The following is a 19,735-nucleotide window of genomic DNA, read 5'->3' on the forward strand; positions in this document are numbered from 1 at the left end:
TGCGTGTGAGTGAATGATGGGAGCGGCATGCAGCCGGTGTTCGGGAACTCAGGTCTTGACCAGGCCGAAGCCGAGGAGGACGGCACCGCACTGCTGGGGTATTCCCCACAAGACCGCTCCCCCCGCGAAGAAGCTGAACGGCGAGCCCTGGCGCAGAAGATCGGCTCGGACTGGAACCGGATCAGCTCCCGGATCGCCGAGTTGTTCGCGGCGGGCGTACCGGAGAACGACCCCCGTACCCAGCAGGTCGTCGACGAGCACTACCGGTGGCTGCAGCACTTCTGGACCCCGGACCGGGATTCGTACCTGCGGCTGGCGCAGATGTACGTGAACCAGCCCAAGTTCCGCAAACGCATCGAACGGCGCAAGCCCAACGGCATGGCCGCCTACCTGCGCGACGCGATGACCGCCTACGCCTGGGCGCGGCTGCGCTAGCGACATGGCCGGGTAGATCGCGTGCGGCACGCGTGACAGGAAAGTTCCCATGCTGTCACCGCTCCACCCGGCTGTCGGCGCCATCCCGTTCAATGGGGATATGCGCAGGTGGGTGTTGCACGTGGACATGGACGCGTTCTTCGCGTCCGTGGAGCAGCTCACCCGCCCCACACTTCGCGGGCGGGCGGTGCTGGTCGGCGGAACCGGACCGCGCGGGACCGTCGCCGGCGCCAGCTACGCAGCCCGCGAATACGGCGCGCGCTCGGCCATGCCGATGGGCGAGGCTCGCCGCCGATGCCCGATCGCAGTCGTGCTGCCGCCGCGGTTCCGCGTCTACCAAGCGGTCAGCAAACGGGTCCTGGCGATCGTGCGCGAGTCGTCCGACCTGGTGGAGCAGGTCTCCATCGACGAAGCGTTCCTCGAACCGACACAGCTCGCCGACCGCCCCAGCGCCGAAGTCGACGCGTTCGCCGCGCGACTGCGCAGCCGCATCGAGGCCGACGTCGGAGTGACCGCCTCGGTCGGTGCCGGCCCCGGCAAGCAACTGGCCAAGATCGCCTCGGGGCTGGCCAAACCGGACGGTGCGTTCGTGATCGCGCCCGACGAACAGGACGACCTGCTCGCCTCGCTCCCGGTGCGCAAGTTGTGGGGTGTGGGCCCGGTCACCGGGTCGAAACTCGCCCGGATCGGGGTGCACACCATCGGCGAACTGGCCCAGCTCCGAATCAACGACGTCACCGCCTTGCTCGGGCAGGCCCACGGCACCGAAATGCACCGGCTCGCCCGCGGTATCGACGACCACCCGGTCGCCGAACGCGCCGAATCCAAGCAGGTCGGCGCGGAAACCACCTTCGACACCGACATCACCGACACCGCTGTGCTGCGGTCCGAGGTCGCCGGCATGGCCGAGGCCGCGCACCGCAGGCTCATCGGGTCGGCCCGGGCGGCCCGCACCGTGACGGTGAAGGTCCGGGGAGCGGATTTCACCACGATCAGCCGAGCGGAGACGTTCCCGTCGGCCACCAGCGACCTCGGCGCATTGCGCGCAGCGGCACAGCGCCTCATCCCCGCTGCCGTCCCACCCGGCACCCCGGTGCGCCTGGTCGGGGTCTCCTACTCCGGGCTCGCGAGTTTCGAGCAGGAACCACTGTTCAGCAACCCTTCGGATCCGCCCGCGGAGCACGGGCCGGAAAAGGACGACGTCGCGCAGCAACCCGAATCGGCGCCCCGACCATGGCGCGCGGGCGACGACGCGCACCACGACGAACACGGGCACGGTTGGGTGCAGGGAGCAGGCCACGGCAGGGTGACCGTGCGGTTCGAGACCGCCGCCAGCGGCCCGGGGCCGGTGCGCACGTTCGCCGCCGACGATCCGGCTCTGCAGAGCGGCGACCCGATGAACAGCTTCGGCGGGTGAGCCGCTCAGTCCAGCGGCGGGAGCTTGCGCCGATAACTGCCGACCCACTGCTGCGGGGCGAACTGCTGCACCGCGGACTCGAACTGCTTGGGCAGGCCGCTGAACGGGGCGAAGTGGAAGCGGTACCGCTCGCCGGGAAGACCGTGCATCGGCGCGGGCTCCTCGATGCGCCAGCGCTCCAACTCCGGGTGGCGCGCGGCGAAGCCCGGATCAGCCGGGTAGAACTCCAGCGCGTGCCGCCGCTCCGGGGCGACCGGCCTGCGCTGCTCGACCCACGGCAGCGACCCGATGCCGACCGCGGTGATCTCGTTCCAGGGCACGGCGAACACCTCACCACGCGTGCGCGGGTAGAAACCGGTGCGGTCGAACACGAATCCCCGCCCGTTGAGCATGCCGCGCGAGGCGTTGAGGAACCACAGGAACAACACGCCGAAGATCAGCTGCCAGACCCACATCCCGACGGTGCTGCCCTTGTTGACCAGCGTCGCCGCGCACAACACGGTGAGCAGTCCGCTGACCCCGCCACCGATGAGCAGCGTCCGGAACGCGGCCGCGCTGACATCCACATCCCGCGCCGCCGCACTCAACCCCGTCGGCTGCTGCGACTGCGGCTGCCGATCGACCCGGGTCCGCGGTTCCGGTTCCGGGACGTGCTCGGTGCTGAACCGAGCAGTTCCACCCCGCTGCCCGCGCGAACCGCGCGGGATCGTGGTGCGGCCCGGATCCGCCCAGTCGCTGCGCTGCCATCCTCCTGGAAGCCACTTCATAGCGTTCAGGGTAGACGCGACGAACCGGATTGATCACCTACCGCACCCGGCCCCGGATGCGAGCATGGGAACTTTCCTGTCACGCCCCGGCCACTCGCAGCAGCAAAGCGTCGCCCTGGCCGCCACCGCCGCACAGCGCAGCGGCCCCGACACCGCCACCGCGGCGCTTGAGCTCCAGACCCAGGTGCAGCGCCAGGCGCGCACCCGACATGCCAATCGGGTGTCCCAGCGCGATCGCCCCGCCGTTGACGTTCACCCGGTCCTCGTCCACGCCCAACGCGCGGGTGGATGCGATGCCCACCGCGGCGAACGCCTCGTTGATCTCCACAAGATCCAGCTCGGCCGGATCGAGGCTCTCCCGCCCGCAGGCGCGCTTGATCGCATTCGACGGCTGCTCGTGCAGGCTCGCGTCCGGACCGGCGACGACACCGTGCGCGCCGATCTCAGCCAGCCACTCCAGCCCGAGCTCCTCGGCCTTGGCCCGGCTCATCACCACGACGGCCGCGGCCCCGTCCGAGATCTGCGAAGCGGACCCAGCGGTGATCGTGCCATCGGCCGCGAACGCGGGGCGCAGTTTGGCCAACGACTCCGCGGTCGTATCCGGCCGAACCCCCTCGTCGGTGTCCACCACGACCGGATCGCCCTTGCGCTGCGGCACCTCGACCGGCGCGATCTCCTCTGCGAACGCGCCGCGCGCCGCGGCAGCGCCGGCCAACCGGTGCGACCGGGCCGCGAACTCGTCCTGCTCCTCGCGGGTCAGGCCGTAGCGCGCGTTGTACTTCTCCGTCGACGCTCCCATCGCGACCTGGTCGAACGCGCAGAACAGGCCGTCGTGCGACATGTGGTCGAGCAGCTGGGCGTCACCGAACTTGAAGCCCTCCCGCGACCCGGTCAGCAGGTGCGGAGCCGCGGTCATCGACTCCTGGCCACCCGCCACGACCACGTCGAACTCGCCGGCGCGGATCAGCTGGTCGGCCATCGCGATGGCATCCAGGCCGGACAGGCACACCTTGTTGATGCTCAGCGCCGGGACGTCCATCGGAATGCCGGCCGCAGTCGCAGCCTGCCGCGCGGGGATCTGGCCCGCGCCGGCGGTCAGCACCTGCCCCATGATCGTGTACTGCACCTGGTCAGCGGGCACACCCGCGCGCTGCAGGGCCGCCGAGATCGCCACTCCGCCGAGCTGCGCACCGGAGAAGTCCTTCAACGACCCCAGCAGCCTGCCCATCGGGGTCCGCGCTCCCGCCACGATCACCGAGCTGCCCACTGGTGTCCTCCCGCTGCGATTCGAAGTGCTGCCGCCGCTCCCATCATGACCGGGGTGGCGTCCCGGGGACCATACCCACGAAGCCCGGCAGCACCGGCTGTGAGGAGCACCATAGGTGCGGGAGTGACAGGAAAGTTCCCATGCTGCAGCCCGCCCGGGTCAGCAGGCGCCGCGGCCGGCGGTGGTATCGCACATGCCCGAGCCCGACGACCAGGTGAGCCCGCCGCGGGCATCCGTACCCAGCGGGCGCAGCGCGGAGACGTCGGTGGATGCGCCGGAATCCTCCGCGGCCCAGTACCGCACCTCGTAGGTGGTGCCGCCCTCGGTGTGCTCGAAGGAGTAGAACGGCGCCGGAACGGGCGCGGGACCGAATCCGGGTTCGGACCAGGAGTTCTCACCCTGCGCGGCATCCGGATCGATGTAGAGGCAGTCGTACTCCGCGCCCTCGTAGCTGCAGGTGCGCTGCTCGGCACCGCCGTACCGGGTGACGTTCGGATCCTCGGTGACCCCTTCGGACGTCAACCGCTGGTAGATGTCCTCGCACGCGCCCTCGTCGCAGGCGTGCCAGGGCTGCCACGCCGCGGCGCGCGCCTGCTGCTCGGCGGAACCGCCGGCCACCGCCGAGCAGTACCGCTGCACGATCTGCGGCGCCACGCGCTGCGCGGCCGACCCGGTGTCCACAGCGGACGCGGCGGTGTCCTGCGCACCCATCCCGGCCGAATCCAGCTGCCAGATGCCCACGCCGGGGTTGAAGAACAGGCCTTCGGCGCGCTGCTGCGGATCCAGCAGCGACGACTGGTCGTCGTAACGCGACAAGGTCATCGGCGACGGCGCCTCGCCGTCCCCGGACACCTCGGGCCACGTCGGGGCGAGCGTGAGATCGGTAACTTCGGAGGCGTCGAGGCCGCAGGACGCCTCCGCAGCCGCGTCCTCGGCGGCCGCCCGCACCTGCGCGAGCGGTTCGCTGCCGAACTGCAGCGGCGCGGAGGCCACCTGAGCGCGCTGCATCCGGACCTCATCCCAGTCCCGTCCGTCCACATCGGCCGCGGCCGGGACGCCACCGGCAGCGGTCGCGGCCACCGCGGCCAGAACGCCGAGCACCCGCCCGCGGGAACGTCGGTTGTCGACCATGCTCACTCCCTGGTTGGTGAATCCGCCACATGCTGTCCCGGCCGCCGCGGGCCCGGTTCCGCTTTCCGGCGCAATCCGGCCGCCCGGTTTTGCCGCATTTCCCGGCGTTCCCGACTCGTTCCCGGGGCGTTACGCTGCGGCCATGCGAGCGGAGTTGAACGGTCTGGTCACCGCGGTCGACCACGTGGGAATCGCGGTCGCCGATCTGGACGCGGCCATCGAGTTCCAACGCGAGACCTTCGGGCTGGAAGTCGCGCACACCGAGACGAACGAGGACCAGGGGGTGCGGGAGGCGATGCTGCGCGCGCCCGGCGACACCGCTGGTGCGGCGCAGATCCAGCTGCTGGCACCGGCCCGCGACGACTCGACGATCGCGAAGTTCCTGGACCGCAACGGCCCAGGGCTGCAGCAACTGGCCTACCGGGTGACCGATGTCGACACCGCGTGCCGGGTGCTGCGCGAGAAGGGACTGCGACTGCTGTTCGACGAACCGCGCCGGGGCACCGCCGACAGCCGCATCAACTTCGTGCACCCGAAGGACAGCGGCGGAGTGCTGGTGGAACTGGTGGAACCCGCACCGGGGCACTGAGCCACTCCCGGGCGTGGCGGGCGGTGTGCCAGGAAAGTTCCCATGCTCGCACCGCCTGCTCACCCGGGGACCAGCAGCATCCGCTGCTCGGCGATCCGCTCGACCGCACCGCGGGTGTAGGCGAGCGGGAAGTATTCGCCGCGGCTCCACCCGCCCGCCAGGTCCTGGTAGTGCGGGTCGCCGGGCCGGCCCGACTGCCCGGGGGTGTTCGCCGCCACCGAGCGGTCCCAGTCACCGACGTCGAGCACGATGCGCAGCGACGGCCCGTTGATCTGCCGGAAGTCCCCGGTGCGGTAGTCGGACTGGTTGACCGTGGCCGCCGATCCGCCGCGCGGGAACGGGCCCACGTCGAGCCGTCCGCGCTGCACGAGGGTCACCGCGCCGGACGCGGGATGCGGGAAGTAGCTGTGCTGCAGCGATCCCCACTGCCACGCGTCCTGCTGCGGACCGAGCCTGCCGGCAAGCTCGGCGTGCGCGGTGCGCAACGTCTCCAGCAGGAGTTCGTCGCGTTCCGACTCGTCGGTCAGCCAGGTCCCCGGCCGTTCGAGCTCGTCGAGCAGTGCTGCGGTGTCCGGTCGTTCGACGAGCTCGGCGGCGTCCGGGACGGCGGCGCGCAGGAACGCCGGGCCGAGGTGGCCCGACAGCCACACCTCGAACAACGCTGCGGCGGCCGAGTCGGCGGATTCCACGTGGTCCCAGTCGCCCAGCAGGCGCAGCGCGGCCGCCTGTTCCGCACTGCGCGCCCGCAGCCCGCGCAGCACGGCGGTCAGCCTGCGGGCGGGCAGCGACAGCTGGTCGTTCTGCAGCGCGCACGCGTCGGCGACCGAGTGCCGCGGCCGGCCGCTGAGCACCTCCACGCTCCGCTGGTGCCGGAACGGGTCGGTCCACTCGAAGCCCAGTCCCAGATCCTGGTGCTGCGGCGGCAGGTTGAACTGGTTGGCGGTGGCGATGAACCCCTGCTCCGGGTCGCGCAGCCGCGGCAGGTCGTCACCGGAACGGAACCCGCCCCACTCGAAACGGCCGTCCCCGGGAACCGGCAGCAGTCCGTCGTAACCGTCCCGCACCGGCACCAGCCCGCCCGGCACCCAGCCGATCGTGCCGTGCACGTCGGCGTACACCTGGTTCTCCGTCGGGGCTCCCCAGTCGCGCATCGCCGCGGTGAACTCCGCGAAATCGCGGGACCGCATGTAGGCGATCGAACCGAAATACGGTGACATGCCCGGTTCCAGCCACGCGGTGCGCACCGCGTAGGCCAGGTGGTGCTCCGGGTCGGTGCGGATCACCGGGCCGTGCCGGGTGAACGCGAGCCGCACCTGCCGGGGTGCCGCACCCGCGACGGCGACGTCCTCGTGCAGCACGGTCATCGCCTCCCACCCGCCGTCGTAGCGGTAGCGGGTGTGGTCGGCGGGGTCGAGTTCGTAGACGTAGAGGTCTTCCTGATCCATCGGGAAGATCGTCAATCCGAACGCGACCGTGCCGTTGTGCCCGAGGGAGATACCCGGCAAGGCGGGTTCGCCGCCGCCGATCACGTCGAGTCCCGGAGCGCTCAGATGCACCAGGTACCGCAGCGACGGCGCAGTGTGCGCGCGGTGCGGATCGTTGGCCAGCAGCGGGCGGCCCGTCGTGGTGCGCTCGCCGGACAGGACCCAGTTGTTGCTGCCCTCGGTGGCCGGATCGCGCACCACCGACGGATCCACCTCACCGCTGCCGAAGTCCACGTCCTGGGTCGCCAGGTCGAACACGTCGAGCACGTCCGCGGGCAGCAGGGCCGGGTCGAACCCGTCCGGCACCCGGGTGCGGTGCGGCGGCCGCAGCACCTGGCGCACCAGATCGGCGTCGACCCCGGCGGCCGCGGTGACCCGGGCGCGCGCCACTTCGCTGGTGAGGTTGCGGGTGAGCCCGTGGCTGCGGATGCGCACCACGTCGTCCGGCGCCCAGCGCTGCGGCCGGTAGCCGAACGCGGTGAACTCCTCGGGCAGCTGCTCGGGATGCTGGTCGAGCCAATCCAGGTAGGCGTTGATGCCCGCGGTGAACCGGGTGGCGATGTGCTCCGCGTCCGGCGCATAACGCTGCCACTCGGCAGCCATGTCGCCGCGGTACAGGAACAGCCGGGTGGCGCGGTCCTGCTCGATGTAGTCCGGCCCGAGGACCTCGGCGAGCCGGCCGAGCCCGCGCCTGCGCCACAGGTCGATCTGAAACAGCCGCTGCCGGGCGGCGTTGAAGCCCTGCGCCAGGAACACGTCAGCCGTGTCCTCGGCGTAGAGGTGCGCGATCCCGTACCGGTCCTGGACGATCTCCACCGGCGACCGCAACCCGGCGACCGGGATGCGCGTCCGTTCCTGGGCGTGCGCGGCCGGCCGCATCAACGCGGCCCCCACGCTGCCGAGGGCGGCCGCGAGCATCCCCCGCCTCCTGGACACCTCGATCCGACCGACATGCACCGCTGCCCTCCGCCGTCCGTCCGTCCCACAGGTGTTCTAACCCGGGGTGCGGGGGTCCACAAGAACAGCGCGGAGCAGCATCCGCTCGGCCGGACCGGGGACACCGGACCGGCCGGGTGCACCGCATCGCCCGCGCAGGCGACGCGGTGAGGTCAGTGCTGGCCGGCTGTGCGTCCGCCGGACGAACCCGCCTCCGGCAGCGCGGCCGCACCGGCCACCACGGCGAGCACCCCGATCACCCAGGACGTCCAGGCCGCGGCCCCATACGCGGTGTAGCCGAGCACCCACGGGGCCAGGAACAGCAGAACCCCGAGCAGCATGTGCCCGTACTCGCTGGTCATCGACGCGGGCAGGGCCAGGGACCAGATGCTGGACACCGCCAGCAGCGCACCCAGCACCACCATCGCGGCCGCACCCCCGCCGGACACCGAGGTCCACGTCGTGGCCAGCACCAGGTACACGCCCAGCACCACCACCAACCAGTCCTGCCAGCGGACCCAGGGCCGGACGGCCGAACCACGCGAATCACCGCTCACGCCGATCACCTCCACTCCACGGACCCGGTCAGCGCGGCGAACCGTTCGGACGGACGACACGGGTGCCGCACCTCTCCAGGGGTTGGCCGAGCGGGCCGACCGGAAACATGCTGTTGTCCGCCACACCTCCCACAACGGTGTCGACGACCAGGTAGCTTGGTCCCCATGGGCCTTGCCGACGACCGCGACTTCCTACCTCTGGGATCCGAATTCGACATCGCGCGGAAGAACGGTTACGACCGCGCCCAGGTCGACGAGCACCTCGAACGGTTGGACGCCGACATCCGCATGCTCAGCGCGGACCGGGACGCGGCGGTCTCCCAGGCCAACGACCTGTCCAAGCAGCTGGAAGCGGCTCGGTCCGAACTGGAGAGCTTGCGCGGTCAGGTCGAGCGGCTCGCCAAGCCGCCGACGACGCTGGAAGGGCTCAGCGAGCGGTTGCAGCGGATGTTGCGGCTGGCCCAGGACGAGGCCAACGACATCCGCGCCCGCGCCGACAAGGACGCGGCCGAGACCCGCTCGCGCTCCGAGGCCGAGGCCAACGACCTGCGCACCCGCTACGAGCAGCTGATCTCCGAGGTCGACACGCGGCGCAGCGAGATGGAGACCGAACACCGCTCGCTGATGGACAAGGCCAAGGACGAGGCCGAGCGCATCACCCGGGAAGCCGAGGAGAACCGCCAGCGCGCCGAGCAGGAATCCGAAGCCCGCCGCACCCAGGTGGAAGAGGACTTCGAGATCGCCATGGCCGCCCGGCGCAACGAGGCCATGCGCACCCTCGCCGAGCAGGAGGCCACCAGCAAGGCCGACGCCGAGCGGCGCGTCCGGGAAGCCACCGAGGAAGCCAACCGCAGGCTGCGCGAGGGGACCGGCGAGGCCCACCGCCGGGTGCAGGAAGCCACCGACGAGGCGAGCCGGCTGGTCCGCGAGGCCACCGAGCAGGCCGAGAAGCTCACCGCCGAGTCCACCGCGGCCGCCGAGCAGCGCGAGCAGGAGAGCACCGAGGAAGCCGAGCGGATCGTCCGGGAGGCCACCGAGAAGTCCGAGCTCATGGTGCGCGAAGCCACCGAGGAGGCCACCCGGGTGCTCGACGAGGGCCAGCGGGAGAGCCGGCGCCTGGTCGACGCGACCCGCGCCGACGCCGAACGCAGGCTGGGCTCGACCACCGAGGAGGTGCAGCGGCGCCTGGCCACGGCCGACGAGCAGGTCCACTCGCTGACGAAGCTGCGCGACTCGGTGGCGACCAAACTGCGCGACGCCGCCGAGATGCTCGGGCAGACGACACCGCTGCTGGAACGGCTGGCCGAGGAGAACACCGAGGAGGAGAAGCTCCAGGAAGCCGCGGCCGAAGCCCGCGAACAGGCGCGCAAGGAGGCCGAAGCCGCGGTCGAGATGGACGAGCGCGACGACCCGGAGGACCCGTTCAAGGCGGACCGGCGCTCCGCGTCCGGCAGCGGGCCGGACGGCCCCACCCAGCGGATCGACCGCGCCGGGGAAGGGGCCGCCGCCGGGTTCGACGAGCCGACCCGGCGGATCAAGCTGCCCAGCACGCCGGGGCAGCAGACCGGCGCCGACCAGACCGAGACCGACCGGACCGCCGGGCGTTCCTGACCAGCCGCCCGGCGGGTCACCCGATCCGGTTCAGCCACGGCCCGATGGCCGCGGTGAACGCATCCGGATCCTCCAGCGCGGACAGGTGCCCGACCTCCGGCAGCGTGACGAGCTCGCCGTCCGGGAGCAGGTCGGCCATCTTCGCGGCCTCCTGCGGCGGGGTGATGCCGTCCTCGGCACCGACAACCACCAGCGCGGGACCACCGAATCCGCGCAGCGTCCCGGTGCTGTCCGGACGGGCCGCCATGGCGCGCTGCGCCCAGGCCACGCCCGCGGCCGGCTGCTCCTCGATGAGCCCGCGCACCTGCTCGACCACCTCGGGGCGCTGTTGCCGAGTGGTGTCGCCCAGCAGGTTCGGCAGCATGTCGGCGGCCAGCCAGTCACCGGTCCCGGAACTCTCCGCGCGGTCGGCCACCGCGCGGCGGTTCGCCTGCTGGTCGGGTCCATCCGCGGTCGCCTTGGTGTCGACCAGCAGCAGCCCGGCCACCCGCTCCGGTGCCGCGCGCAGCATCGCCATCGCCACGTAGCCGCCCATCGAACACCCGCCGACCACCGCGCGCGGCAGCTCCAGCCGGTCCATCAGCTCCAGAACATCGGCGGCCGCCAGCTCCACGTCCGGCGCCGCGGCCCGATCACCGCCGGCGAGCGGGTGCGCCGACGAGCCGTCCAGCGCGCTCTCCCCCAGACCGCGCTGATCCGGGGCGATCATCCGCGTGCGGTCCTCCAGGCGGGTCCGCACCGGATTCCACATCCGCGCGTCCAGCGGGAACGCGTGCAGCAGTACCAGCGGGGCGCCGACTCCCGATTCGATGTAGTGCACGTCGCCCATCGTGCCCGACTCGGCACCCGTCCCGGAACAGGCGGGCCGATCAGGAGTCCACGATGGTCACCTGGCGGTTCTCCGACGGACCGTCCCAGCTGCGCGGAAGCGGCGTGGGCACGTCCGGGGCCACGGTGGACACGATCGCGTCCAGTGCCGCCTCGGCCTTGCCGACCCACAGGTGCTTGGTGTCGTCGAACCCGGTGACCACCAGCTGCGGGATCACCGAGAACCGCTCGCGCGCCTGTTCCGGCCGCAGGTAGTCGTCGTGCTCGGGGATCAGCCCGCGCATCGGCTTGCCGGAATCCGCCCAGGCTCGAAGGTGCTCGGCGCCGCTCCAGCGCAGCGGCGGGGAGATGAGCACGGCTCCCTCGACCAGCGGGTCCAGCCCGTGCACGAGCGCGAGGTCGGTGCCGAACGACCAGCCCACCAGCCACACCTCGGGCAGGTCGTGGAACTCCGCGTACTCCAGCGCCGCGGCCACATCGAAGCGCTCGGAGTCCCCACCGTCGAAACTGCCGCCGCTGCGCCCGGCCTCGCTGGCCGTACCGCGGGTGTTGAACCGCAGCACCGCGAGATCGGCCAGGGCCGGAAGCCGGAACGCCGCCTTGCGGAAGATGTGCGAATCCATCATGCCGCCGTGCGTCGGCAGCGGATGCAGGCAGATCAGCGTGGCCCGAGGCGCCCGGGACTCGGGGAGCGCGAGCTCACCGACGAGTTCGACGCCGTCCGCCGTGTGCAGGGTGATCGGCTCGCGGCGGGCCGGCAGCATCGTGTTGGCGCGGATCTCGGTGCTCATCGCAGCAATCATCCCACGGACGTGGGGGCCACCGGATGTGACTGCTACGACCACCGCCGCGTGGGGCCGCGGCGCTCCCGCGCCCGCCAGCAGCCGTTGTGCCAGTGCCGCCGGTCGTCGGCGCTGCCGCGGTCCGCGGCGGGCCACGCCACGACATGCGCCACCCCCGGCCGGATCTCGTGATCGCAGCCCGGGCAGCGGTACAGCTTGGTGGCCTGAGCACCCGGCACAGTGCGCACCATCCATTCGCCGTCCGGGCCGCTCTCCACCCGGGAGGCGCCGAAACCGGCCCCCGGACCCGGGCGATCGCGGTTCTCCGGCGGTCCGCCCGAACGGCGGCGCGGCTGGTTGCGTCTGGGCACGGTCCCACGGTAGCCGCCGGTTCCGGACCGCGGGGCGGGCAGGTTCGGGGCCGGGCGACCGAGACGGCAGCAACTCCCACGCCCCACCCCGGTCCGACCGGCACGGCACGACGGTGCTCGACCACCGCACACCCTCCGCACTCGCACGGTCACGCAGCTGCAGCATGGGAACTTTCCTGTCACGGGTGACAGGAAAGTTCCCATGCTGCGACCGGCGCTACTCGTCGAAGTTGCGCTGGGCCAGGGCGCGGATCCGGTCGAGGGCCTCCCGCGCGTCGGGGCCGTCGGCGCGCAGCCGCACCGTGTCGCCGCGCTGCGCCCCGAGCCCCATGAGGCCGAGCACACTGGTCGCCTGCACCGGCGGCTTGTCGCCGAGCACGACTTCGACCTCGGCCTGCAGGCCGGCGAGACTGCGCGCCAGCAGCGCGGCCGGACGCGCGTGCAGCCCCACCTCGTTGGTCAGCTGCAGATCCTCCTCCACCTGCCCGGTGGGCTCGGGCGCCGCCGCGACCGCCCCGGCAGACCCGGCAGACCCGGCCTCGGCCGCGGACTCCGCCGCCCGCGCCACGGCACGCACATCCGCCCCGCCCTGCGCGGCCACCGCCGCGGCGACGGCGCCTTCCACGAGCGGCGCTTCGGCGACGACCGCGCTCCCCGGATCGCCCAGCGACTCGACCGCCAGTTCGGCGACCATCTGGGCACTGCCGAGGTCGTAGAGCAGCACCGCTCCGCTACCCGTGTCGGCATCGGACAGCGCCGTCGAGACCCGCTCGAAGTCGGTGCCGATCGCGTCGTTGCCCATCCCGCCTGCGGGCTGCACCCGCACGTCCGGCGCCATCTGCGCGGCCAGCTCGCGGACTCCGGCGGCCAGCTGCGCGCTGTGCGAGACGATGACCAGCCCGACGCTCATGAGCGCACCCCCGCCGACTCGGCGAACGCCCCGAGCAGCAACGCCGTGGAACGCGCCCCCGGATCGACGTGCCCCGCGCTGCGTTCCCCCAGGTAGGAGGCACGGCCCTTGCGCGCGACGAGCGGGCGGGTGTTCTCGGCGGCCTCCTGCGCGGCCTGCGCCGCCGAGCGCAGCACACCCGCCGAATCCTGGCCGCCCTCGGCCGCGTTTCCCGCCGCCTCGGCCGCCGGTACCAGCACGTCGACCATGGTCTTGTCGCCGAGCTCGGCATGCCCCCGCGCGACCACACCGTCCAAACCGGACTGGAGCAGCGCCGCGACCGCCGGCCCGTCGAGCTCAGCGGCGTCCCCGGCTGCGGACGCGGCACGCAGCAGGGCCGTTCCGTACAGCGGCCCTGACGCGCCGCCCACGCTCGATATCAGCACCGTCGCGGCGAGCTTCAACGCCGCAGCGGGGGTGTCCGGTGACGACGTGTCCAGCTTGGCCATCACCGCGCGGAAACCGCGGTCCATGTTCTCCCCGTGATCGGCATCGCCGATCTCCCGGTCCATCTCGACGAGTTCGCCGCGGTGCGCGGCCACCACATCGGCTCCCGCGCGCAGCGCCGCGACCACATCGTCGGCCGTGCAACTCATCCGCTCCACTCCTCGTACCGCAGCGTCCGCCCGATCGGCATCCGGCTCACCAGCGCAGCGCCGCCGTGTGCACCGGGCTGTCCCACAGGTCGACGAGCTCCTGGTCCAACTTGAGCAGCGTCAGGCTCATGCCCTGCATCTCCAGGCTCGTCGTGAACGGGCCGACGAGCCTGCGCCGCACGGTGAGGCCATGCTCGGCGAGGACCCGCTCTGCGATCCCGTGCGCCAAGTACAGCTCCATCTGCGGGGTGCCGCCCATCGAGTTGGTGTAGAGCAGCACCTCGTCACCCGTTTCGAACGGCAGGTCCTGCAACACCGGGTCGAGCAGCCGCCGCACCACCTCCTCGGCCGACCCGAGCGGTTCCCGGCTGCGCCCGGGCTCGCCGTGGATCCCGATACCGATCTCCACTTCCTGCGCACCGAGCTCGAAGCTGGGTTCACCGACGTGCGGCACCGTCGGTGCGGTCAGCGCCATGCCCATCGAACGGGCCTGCGCCACCACACGCTGCGCGAGTTCAGCGCAGCGCCGCACGTCGGCACCGCGCGCGGCCGCGGCGCCGGCGATCTTCTCGACCAGCACCGTGGCACCGACTCCCCGCCGGCCCGCGGTGTGCGTCGAGTCGCGCACCGCCACGTCGTCGTCGACGAGCACGGTGCGGACCTCGATGCCGTCGGCCTCGGCCAGTTCGGCGGCCGTCTCGAAGTTGAGGACGTCCCCGGTGTAGTTCTTGACCAGCAGCAGCACCCCGGCACCGCCGTCGACCTCGCCGATCGCTGCCTGCACCGCATCCGGGGTCGGTGAGGTGAACACCGGACCGGGCACGGCGGCGTCGAGCATGCCCGGGCCGACGAATCCGGTGTGCAGCGGCTCGTGTCCCGATCCGCCGCCGGAGACCACGGCCACCTGGCCGCGCACCGGCGCATCGGCACGTACCACCACCGGGGGGTCCGCGCGCAGGCGCAACAGGTCGGGATGCGCGGCGGCCAGGCCGCGCAGCGCGTCCTGCACGACGGTCGCCGGATCGTTGATGATCTTCTTCAAACCGAGGGCCTCCTTGCCGCGGAACGGGGTGTTGGCCGAGCACATCAAATGTGCCCGTCCCCGCACCTCCCGCGCATCCGCACGCGCCGGGGTGACAGCAAGGGAACTTTCCTGTCACCCACCGCGCGGGTCACCGCCCGCGGAAGATCCGCAGCAACCGCACGACATGCCGGACGGTGCTCTTCGGCCGGGAGAACGACATGGGGTTGAGCGGGATGCGGAACTTCGTGCGGGTGACCGACTGCGGACGCGTGAACTCGCGCAGGCCCTCGGCGCCGTGGATACGGCCGAACCCGGAATTGCCGACCCCGCCGAACGGCAGCGCGGGCACCGCCGCGAAGGCGATCACCGAGTTGACCGCGACCATACCCACCCGCAGCTGCCGGGCGAGCTGCTCACCCCGGCTGCGGGAGAACACCGCAGCGCCCAGTCCGTACTCGGACGTGTTGGCCAACCGCACGCCCTCGTCCGCGTCCCGCACCCGCTGCACCACCACGACCGGCCCGAAGGTCTCCTCCGCGACCGCATCCGCGTTCTCGTCCACGTCGGTGAGCACCACCGGCTCCACGAAGGGCGGCCGGACCGAGTCGGTCCCGCCGACCAGCGCGCGGCCGCCGCTGCGCAACGCGCCGTCGATGTGCTCGCGGATCACGTCGACCTGCGACGGCATGGTGATCGGACCGAGATCGGCACCGGGTTCCCCACCGGGCCGCAGCGTGCGGGCGCGCTCCCCGATCATGTCCAGGAACCGGTCGGCGACCGGTTCGGCCACGTAGACCCGCTCCACACCGATGCAGGTCTGACCCGCGTTGGACATCGCCCCCCACAGCGCCGCGTCGGCGGCCGCCTGCAGGTCCGCGTCGGTGTCGACGATCAACGCGTCCTTGCCCCCGCACTCGACCAGCACCGGGGTGAGCGTCTCCGCGCAGGTGGCCATGACCCGCTTTCCGGTGGCGGTGGATCCGGTGAACGCGATCTTGTCCGCTCCTGAGCGGCACAGCGCCGCACCCGTCTCCCCGAAACCGGTCGCCAGCCGCAGCACCGGATGTTCCGGCACCGCCTCGGCGAAGCTGTCCACCAGCCAGCGCCCGACGCCCGGGGTCAGCTCGCTGGGTTTGAACACGACGGCGTTGCCCGCCGCCAGCGCGTAGGCGATCGAGCCCATCGGGGTGAAGACCGGGTAGTTCCACGGCCCGATCACCCCGACCACGCCGAACGGCTGGTGTTCGACGGTGGCCGCGTGGTTGGCCATCAGCAGCCCGGACGACACCTTGCGGCGGCGCAGCACCTTCTCCGCGTTCGCCGCGGCCCAGTGCAGGTGATCCACGACCAGGGCGAGTTCCAACCGGGCGTCGTCCAGCGGCTTTCCAGTCTCCGCGCAGACGACGCCGGCGAGCTCCTCGAACCGGCGCAGCAGCAGCGCGCGCCACCGGTCGAGGTGCTGCTTGCGCCCGGCGAAACCGAGGTCCCCCCACGCGTGCTGCGCGGCGCGGACCGAGTCCACGGCCGTCTGGACGGCGGCCGCGTCATCGACGGGATACCGCCCGACCACTTCACCGGTGCGCGGGTCGAGGGACTCGAACACCGCCGACGGCACGTCCGGGTTCTCGACATTGTCACTGGCGATCTGGGTCATGGCCGGCCTCCCACCTTTTCATCGGTCGTTGACATCGTGCCAGCCGCGGAGACCCCGCGGAACAGCTCGACGCGATCCACCGGATGAGCAGCGGCCCCGGACCGGGATCAGCCGTCCTGCTCCTCGGCAGCCCCCTCCGGTACGACCACCGGGCGCAGCCACGCCCACAGGAAGAACGAGCCGGCGAAGACCAGCATCGCCGCACCGGACCACAGGTTGATGTTCATCCCTGCGGTCTTGTCGACCTCGGCCTGCGGTTCGACCAGGCCGACCACCACCAGCACTGCGCCGTAGATGGCGAACAGCAGGGCGATGACGGTGCGGACGTCGAAGGCGCCGGCGGTGTGCCCGGAGCGGGGCTTGTCGTCAGTCATCGGGATGCCTCCTCGTCAGCCGAAGACGATGTTGAGCACGATGGTCAGCACCAGCGCGATACCGGCCAGCAGCCACGGCCTCCGGTACCAGCCCGCGTCCTCGCCGCTGGTGGAGGCACGCAGGTTCTCCCGCGGCGTCAACGAGTAGACCAGCCCGCCGAGCTCTGCATCGGGCTTCGGCCGGGTCAGCACGCTGACCAGCACGCTGACCACGATGTCCACCACGAAGGCCACGCCGGCACCGGCGAAGCTGGCGCCCTGTCCGGGCAGGTCCAGCGGGCCCCACTCGGCGAGCCCGAAGACCGTCACCGCCGAGATCATGCCCAACGCAAGACCGGCCCAGCCCGCCGCCGGGGTCATCCGCTTCCAGAACAAGCCGAGGATGAACGTCGCGAACAGCGGGGCGTTGAAGAACGAGAACAGCTGCTGCAGGTAGTCCATCAGGTTCTCGTAGCCGGCGGCGATGAACGCCGTACCCACCGCGGCCACCGTGGCGCCGACCGTCACCCGGCGACCCATCTTCAGGTAGTAGTCGTCCGGGCGGTCCTTGACGACGTAGGCCTGCCAGATGTCGTAGGTGAACACCGTGTTGAACGAGCTCAGGTTCGCCGCCATGCCCGCCATGAACGAGGCCAGCAGCCCGGCCAGCGCGACACCGAGCACCCCGTTGGGCAGCAGGTCGCGCATCAGCAGCAGGATCACCTCGTTGTAGGTGTACTCACTGCTGCCCGTCTCCTTGAGCTGCACGATCTCCGGCACCAGCACCGCGGCGATCATGCCCGGGATGACCACCAGGAACGGGATGAACATCTTCGGGAAGGCACCGATGATCGGGGTGCGTTGCGCCGCGGACATGCTCTTGGAGGCCATCGCGCGCTGCACTTCGACGAAGTTCGTCGTCCAGTACCCGAACGAGAGCACGAAACCGAGGCCGAACACCACGCCCAGGATGCTGAGGAAGTTGTTGCCGAAGCCGGTCAGCTCATTGGCCGGCCAGGCGCCCAGCTGCTCAGCGCCACCGCTGCTCGCCGAGACCTTGTCCATCAGCCCCTGCACGCCGCCGACCTTGCTCAGCCCGACGATCGTCAGCGGCAGCAAAGCCGCGACGATGACGAAGAACTGCAGCACCTCGTTGTAGATGGCCGCGGACAGCCCGCCGAGCGCTGTGTAGCTGAGCACGATCGCCGCCGCGATGAGCACCGACACCCACAGCGGCAGCCCCAGCAGCGCGTTGACCACGCTGGCCAGCAGGAACAGGTTGATGCCCGCGATCAGGATCTGCGCCAGGGCGAAGCTGATCGCGTTGAGCAAGTGCGTTCCCCGGCCGAATCGGCGCAGCATGTACTCCGGCACGCTGCGCACCTTCGAGCCGTAGTAGAACGGCATCATCACGACGCCGAGGAACAGCATCGCCGGGATCGCGCCGACCCAGAAGTAATGCATCGTCGGCATGCCGTACTCGGCACCGTTGGCCGACATGCCGATGATCTCGATCGCGCCCAGGTTGGCGGACACGAACGCCAGACCGGTCACCCAGGCGGGCAACGACCGGCCGGACAGGAAGAAGTCCAGGCTCGTGGAGACCGAGCGGCGTGCCAGCACACCGATGCCCAGCACGAACACGAAGTAGAGCACCAACAGCCCGATATCGACCGCGTTGGCGTCGAGTAGCTGACCCTGGGCTAGCTGCACTGCTACCCCACCTCCAGAACCAACAATTTCAAACGATAATCACCAGATCGGCAATGCAGCCGGACAGTACCGCACAGGGCAACGGTCGACAGTGCACCGATACCAATTCGTTGGCTCCGGAGACTAGATCGATCAGGCTCGCCCTGCCGGGCCGGGCCGCCAGGACGGCCACCCACGGCGCACCGCCAGGCGAGTGACACCCGAAAGTCCGCTCCTCACAACGGAAAACCGTACGTAGCATCGATCTCGCACACGAACGCAGCACCTGGGGGCAACAGCTGTGAACGCACGAATCGACCTGTTGATCAGCAGCGGCCTAGCGCACGCTGCCACCGGAGAACCCGGCGCGCAACGCCGACGGGACACGACCCGGAGATGGCTCAACCACACCGCCGACCGGCTCGCGGCCCTGCGGACGCCGCGCCCACTCACCGGCTACTGCCGCACCGACGGCGGCTGACCGGTCACCCCGCGGGTCAGAACAGGCGGAACTCGTCCGGCTCGATGCCGCGCAGCTGCTCGTAGTCCAGCACCACGCACCGGATGCCGCGGTCCTCGGCCAACGTGCGGGCCTGCGGCTTGATCTGCTGCGCGGCGAACACCCCGGACACCGGGGCGAGCAGCGAATCCCGGTTGAGCAGTTCCAAGTAGCGGGTCAACTGCTCGACACCATCGATCTCCCCGCGGCGCTTGATCTCCACGGCGACACTGCCGCCGGCGGAATCGCGGCACATCAGATCCACCGGCCCGATCGCCGTGGGGAACTCGCGGCGCACCAGCGACCAGCCCTCGCCCAACGTGGTCACGTGCTCGGCGAGCAACTCCTGCAGGTGCGACTCCACGCCGTCCTTGACCAGGCCCGGCTCGGCACCCAGCTCGTGCTTGCTGTCGTGCAGCACCTCGTCGATGCTCACGACCAGCTTCTCGCCCGCCTTATTCTGCACCGTCCACAGGCTCGGCTCCTCGATCAGCCAGCACGGCGGGCTCATCCAGTTCAACGGCTTGTAGGCCCGGTCGTCGGAGTGCACCGAGACCGAACCGTCCGCTTTAACCAGCAGCAAACGCTGCGCCAGGGGCAGGTGCGCGGTGAGCCGGCCCATGTAGTCGACCTGGCAACGAGCAATGACGAGTCGCACCCGGCACAGGGTACGGGCGTCGATCGCGGAGTCGAATACCGGACCGCGCCCACCCGCAGATCCGCTGCCCGGCGGAATCCGCGGCGGGGTTGCGGCACCATGACCGCGTGGAAACCACCAGCAGCCGCCAGGTCT

The 19,735-nt window shown here is 71.2% G+C and carries 19 protein-coding genes; 4 read left to right on the forward strand and 15 right to left on the reverse strand.

Annotated features, from left to right (window positions below):
* The first annotated feature begins 27 nt into the window (after positions 1-27).
* Together IQ251_RS17555 and IQ251_RS17560 are read left to right on the forward strand one after the other, a co-directional pair.
* Entirely contained in the window at positions 28-435 is a 408-nt protein-coding gene (locus IQ251_RS17555) for a TipAS antibiotic-recognition domain-containing protein (protein WP_193929755.1), read from the forward strand.
* A 49-nt stretch (positions 436-484) separates the two neighbouring features.
* Positions 485-1,852 (forward strand): DNA polymerase IV, encoded by a 1,368-nt coding sequence (locus IQ251_RS17560; protein ID WP_441007493.1) that lies wholly within the window; start codon positions 485-487, stop codon positions 1,850-1,852.
* A gap of 5 nt (positions 1,853-1,857) precedes the next feature.
* Here the strand turns inward: IQ251_RS17560 and IQ251_RS17565 are convergent, their stop codons facing one another.
* From IQ251_RS17565 to IQ251_RS17575, 3 genes are all read right to left on the reverse strand, one after another.
* Positions 1,858-2,619: a hypothetical protein gene (locus IQ251_RS17565; RefSeq protein WP_193929757.1), complete on the reverse strand. Its 762-nt coding sequence runs from the start codon at positions 2,617-2,619 to the stop codon at positions 1,858-1,860.
* Between the two features lie 79 nt (positions 2,620-2,698).
* Complete coding sequence (locus IQ251_RS17570) at positions 2,699-3,886, reverse strand: acetyl-CoA C-acetyltransferase (protein WP_193929759.1); 1,188 nt, start codon at positions 3,884-3,886, stop codon at positions 2,699-2,701.
* Between the two features lie 159 nt (positions 3,887-4,045).
* On the reverse strand, positions 4,046-5,017 hold the full coding sequence (locus tag IQ251_RS17575; protein ID WP_193929761.1) for a hypothetical protein: 972 nt from the start codon (positions 5,015-5,017) through the stop codon (positions 4,046-4,048).
* A 142-nt stretch (positions 5,018-5,159) separates the two neighbouring features.
* Here IQ251_RS17575 and mce point away from each other — a divergent pair, with 142 nt between their 5' ends.
* The gene (gene mce, locus IQ251_RS17580; protein ID WP_193929763.1) at positions 5,160-5,606 is read left to right on the forward strand and encodes a methylmalonyl-CoA epimerase; all 447 of its coding nucleotides are present in this window, start codon (positions 5,160-5,162) and stop codon (positions 5,604-5,606) included.
* A gap of 59 nt (positions 5,607-5,665) precedes the next feature.
* On the opposite strand, the gene IQ251_RS17585 is transcribed toward mce, so the two are convergent.
* Positions 5,666-8,008, reverse strand: a complete 2,343-nt coding sequence (locus tag IQ251_RS17585) for a penicillin acylase family protein (protein ID WP_193929765.1) — start codon at positions 8,006-8,008, stop codon at positions 5,666-5,668.
* A gap of 191 nt (positions 8,009-8,199) precedes the next feature.
* The gene (locus IQ251_RS17590; RefSeq protein ID WP_370591480.1) at positions 8,200-8,583 is read right to left on the reverse strand and encodes an SPW repeat domain-containing protein; all 384 of its coding nucleotides are present in this window, start codon (positions 8,581-8,583) and stop codon (positions 8,200-8,202) included.
* Positions 8,584-8,748: 165 nt separating this feature from the next.
* Between IQ251_RS17590 and IQ251_RS17595 the strand changes: the two genes are divergently transcribed.
* Complete coding sequence (locus tag IQ251_RS17595; RefSeq protein WP_228047389.1) at positions 8,749-10,194, forward strand: coiled-coil domain-containing protein; 1,446 nt, start codon at positions 8,749-8,751, stop codon at positions 10,192-10,194.
* Between the two features lie 16 nt (positions 10,195-10,210).
* Here the strand turns inward: IQ251_RS17595 and IQ251_RS17600 are convergent, their stop codons facing one another.
* The 10 genes from IQ251_RS17600 to nucS all read right to left on the reverse strand — a co-directional run bounded on the left by IQ251_RS17600 (position 10,211) and on the right by nucS (position 19,600).
* On the reverse strand, positions 10,211-11,014 hold the full coding sequence (locus IQ251_RS17600) for an alpha/beta fold hydrolase (protein ID WP_370591481.1): 804 nt from the start codon (positions 11,012-11,014) through the stop codon (positions 10,211-10,213).
* 49 nt (positions 11,015-11,063) lie between these two features.
* The gene (locus IQ251_RS17605) at positions 11,064-11,813 is read right to left on the reverse strand and encodes an alpha/beta hydrolase (protein WP_193929768.1); all 750 of its coding nucleotides are present in this window, start codon (positions 11,811-11,813) and stop codon (positions 11,064-11,066) included.
* Positions 11,814-11,857: 44 nt separating this feature from the next.
* Complete coding sequence (locus IQ251_RS17610) at positions 11,858-12,175, reverse strand: Rv1322 family protein (RefSeq protein WP_193929769.1); 318 nt, start codon at positions 12,173-12,175, stop codon at positions 11,858-11,860.
* A 217-nt stretch (positions 12,176-12,392) separates the two neighbouring features.
* Positions 12,393-13,085, reverse strand: a complete 693-nt coding sequence (gene dhaM / locus IQ251_RS17615; RefSeq protein WP_193929771.1) for a dihydroxyacetone kinase phosphoryl donor subunit DhaM — start codon at positions 13,083-13,085, stop codon at positions 12,393-12,395.
* Complete coding sequence (gene dhaL, locus IQ251_RS17620; protein WP_193929772.1) at positions 13,082-13,720, reverse strand: dihydroxyacetone kinase subunit DhaL; 639 nt, start codon at positions 13,718-13,720, stop codon at positions 13,082-13,084. Before dhaL ends, dhaM begins: the two co-directional genes overlap by 4 nt.
* A 46-nt stretch (positions 13,721-13,766) precedes the next feature.
* Entirely contained in the window at positions 13,767-14,762 is a 996-nt protein-coding gene (gene dhaK / locus IQ251_RS17625) for a dihydroxyacetone kinase subunit DhaK (protein WP_193929773.1), read from the reverse strand.
* Positions 14,763-14,892: 130 nt separating this feature from the next.
* A complete protein-coding gene (locus IQ251_RS17630) occupies positions 14,893-16,398 on the reverse strand; it encodes an aldehyde dehydrogenase family protein (protein WP_193929775.1) in 1,506 nt (501 codons plus the stop codon).
* A gap of 107 nt (positions 16,399-16,505) precedes the next feature.
* Positions 16,506-16,772 (reverse strand): hypothetical protein, encoded by a 267-nt coding sequence (locus IQ251_RS17635; RefSeq protein WP_193929777.1) that lies wholly within the window; start codon positions 16,770-16,772, stop codon positions 16,506-16,508.
* Positions 16,773-16,787: 15 nt separating this feature from the next.
* The gene (locus tag IQ251_RS17640) at positions 16,788-18,464 is read right to left on the reverse strand and encodes a sodium:solute symporter family protein (RefSeq protein ID WP_193929778.1); all 1,677 of its coding nucleotides are present in this window, start codon (positions 18,462-18,464) and stop codon (positions 16,788-16,790) included.
* Between the two features lie 476 nt (positions 18,465-18,940).
* Positions 18,941-19,600 (reverse strand): endonuclease NucS, encoded by a 660-nt coding sequence (gene nucS / locus IQ251_RS17645; protein WP_193929780.1) that lies wholly within the window; start codon positions 19,598-19,600, stop codon positions 18,941-18,943.
* Between the last annotated feature and the right edge of the window lie 135 nt (positions 19,601-19,735).

This window comes from Saccharopolyspora montiporae (assembly GCF_015209505.1).
GTDB classification, from domain to species: domain Bacteria; phylum Actinomycetota; class Actinomycetes; order Mycobacteriales; family Pseudonocardiaceae; genus Saccharopolyspora; species Saccharopolyspora montiporae.

Excerpts from the sequence above, each read along its gene's own strand:
- IQ251_RS17555 (WP_193929755.1), top strand. The coding sequence starts at position 28 with ATGCAGCCGGTGTTCGGGAACTCAGGTCTTGACCAGGCCGAAGCCGAG.
- IQ251_RS17575 (WP_193929761.1), bottom strand. The coding sequence starts at position 5,017 with ATGGTCGACAACCGACGTTCCCGCGGGCGGGTGCTCGGCGTTCTGGCC.
- IQ251_RS17565 (WP_193929757.1), bottom strand. The coding sequence starts at position 2,619 with ATGAAGTGGCTTCCAGGAGGATGGCAGCGCAGCGACTGGGCGGATCCG.
- mce (WP_193929763.1), top strand. The coding sequence starts at position 5,160 with ATGCGAGCGGAGTTGAACGGTCTGGTCACCGCGGTCGACCACGTGGGA.
- IQ251_RS17595 (WP_228047389.1), top strand. The coding sequence starts at position 8,749 with ATGGGCCTTGCCGACGACCGCGACTTCCTACCTCTGGGATCCGAATTC.
- IQ251_RS17605 (WP_193929768.1), bottom strand. The coding sequence starts at position 11,813 with ATGAGCACCGAGATCCGCGCCAACACGATGCTGCCGGCCCGCCGCGAG.
- IQ251_RS17560 (WP_441007493.1), top strand. The coding sequence starts at position 485 with ATGCTGTCACCGCTCCACCCGGCTGTCGGCGCCATCCCGTTCAATGGG.
- dhaL (WP_193929772.1), bottom strand. The coding sequence starts at position 13,720 with ATGAGTTGCACGGCCGACGATGTGGTCGCGGCGCTGCGCGCGGGAGCC.
- IQ251_RS17630 (WP_193929775.1), bottom strand. The coding sequence starts at position 16,398 with ATGACCCAGATCGCCAGTGACAATGTCGAGAACCCGGACGTGCCGTCG.
- IQ251_RS17635 (WP_193929777.1), bottom strand. The coding sequence starts at position 16,772 with ATGACTGACGACAAGCCCCGCTCCGGGCACACCGCCGGCGCCTTCGAC.
- IQ251_RS17585 (WP_193929765.1), bottom strand. The coding sequence starts at position 8,008 with ATGCTCGCGGCCGCCCTCGGCAGCGTGGGGGCCGCGTTGATGCGGCCG.
- dhaM (WP_193929771.1), bottom strand. The coding sequence starts at position 13,085 with ATGAGCGTCGGGCTGGTCATCGTCTCGCACAGCGCGCAGCTGGCCGCC.